Annotated in this window: 1 protein-coding gene; it reads left to right on the top strand. The window is 69.0% G+C overall.

The window, feature by feature from the left end; genetic code table 11:
* Positions 1-78 precede the first annotated feature (78 nt).
* On the top strand, positions 79-330 hold the full coding sequence (locus FVA95_RS28570; protein ID WP_149666881.1) for a hypothetical protein: 252 nt from the start codon (positions 79-81) through the stop codon (positions 328-330).
* Positions 331-1,751: the final 1,421 nt, after the last annotated feature.

The raw sequence follows: 1,751 nt of genomic DNA, 5'->3' as shown, positions 1-1,751 counted from the left end.
TGATCTTCGGTCCGACGCGCCGGACCAACGACAAACCAGCTCGTACCTACAGCGACATCAGAGCCCGTACGCGGACAGGTGCACCACGGCGAGCTCTCCAGCGCCGACCCGACCGGGCCGGAGTCGCTGACGCGCGTCGACCTGCACTGGACTCTCGGCCGCTACAGCGTCCCTGCTTGGGACGAGGTCACCCGGCTGAACTACGATGACTCCCGCCAGCTGCTCGCCGAGCTCCGACTGCGTCCGGTCGACGAAGTCCTCGCCGCGATGCCCTGGGATATCCCCCGGCACCGACCGGACGGCGGCGACACCGGCGCGCACCAGGGATGACCGACACACCCCAGCACCGGAGGGATCGGACCGTCGAGATGGCTGCAAACTGGCCAAGACCATCGGCGACGAGCTACTCGCCGAACGTCTGATCCAGCAAGAGGCCGCCCCCCGGCACTCGGCTCGTGGCACTTCTACGGACTCGACTCAGCATCAAGCCCTGACGACCGCTCGGGACGATGTCGGATACCAACAACAGCGCTCCCAAGACCTCGACGGCCAAGGACAGAGCCACGACACCGACGAGGGGCTCGGCTACGAGTGAACGCGATGCCATGCAGCACCACCGACGCGTGCCGGGAAGAAGTGGAAACCGGTCCGGGTTCGGCGTGGCGGCACCCTCGGCTGCTCCGCTTGGGGTACAAACACTCCATGCCGCAACCGCATCGAGGAGACCGGGTTCCGACGAACGTCCGACTCCCCCGCCACATGCGCGAGGTCGCCGAGGCCATAGCCGCGCGTGACGGCGTCGGTGTCGGCGAGGCGGTGACCAGGATCTTTGGGGAGGCCCTTGGCCTTTCCGTTCCCGAATACTGCCTGCCGAAGAGTCAGCGCAGTCGTGGAGACGAACTGGAGCTGCCTCTGAGCAAGGCCTCATAACGAGAACGAGGCGGCCCCACACAGGGGCCGCCTCGGTTCGTTCTCGCGTCAGCCGGTCCAGCACCCGCCTGACGCCGTAACCCCGGCGAACCGGGGCCCATTCCCCCACCTTCGAAGAAGGGGCGCTTTCGCGTGTCCAGGATACACCCTGGGCCGGAAGCCGACCACCACAGACACGGGGTAAGTTCGTCGTGCCCAGAATCAGAGCGCTCGCCAGCAGCGGGCACCGGGTTCTGCACTCTGTGCTACGAGCACGGCGCCTTCACCCTGGCCTCCGGCTCCTCCCAGCTCTGCCTGCTCCACCAGCTCCCACTCGGCGAGCAACCACCCATCGACGCCTTCGGCGTCCGCACACCGGCCGCCCCGCGCCGCACCCCTCGCGGCCGGGCCGCGAGGGGTCGAGTCGGGCCGACCAGCGGCCCCGGACGGCCACACCGTGCCCTGCCTCCCAGCAGACGGGCGCGTGCGCGTGGTGTTGCCCGGGCCCGAGCCCGGCACCGCGCTGGGTTCGGGCCGCACCCGGGCTGGCGCAACTTCATCGACCGGGAGTACCGGGTCCTGACCGCCCAGCGCGAGGCCCTCGACTACGTCGCCCGCCTCGTCGACGACGAGGAGTGGCGTTCAGACAAGCGGCGTAGCTGGTCGGCGATCCTGCGGAGACTGGTGTGCCATATGGACTGGGAGACCGGCCTGATCACCGGACTCACCACACAACGCCTGGGCGCTGCTGGTGACCGCGCCGAACGCACAGTCTCCCGAGTCCTGGCCTGGGCCCGAGACCGCGGCCTACTCGTCGTCGTCGAACCCGGCGCCAGCGCAGA

This window comes from Pseudonocardia sp. EV170527-09 (assembly GCF_008369905.1).
Taxonomy (GTDB): Bacteria; Actinomycetota; Actinomycetes; order Mycobacteriales; family Pseudonocardiaceae; genus Pseudonocardia.
Note: the sequence above shows the minus strand (reverse complement) of the source record. Positions and strands in the feature narration are given on the sequence as shown.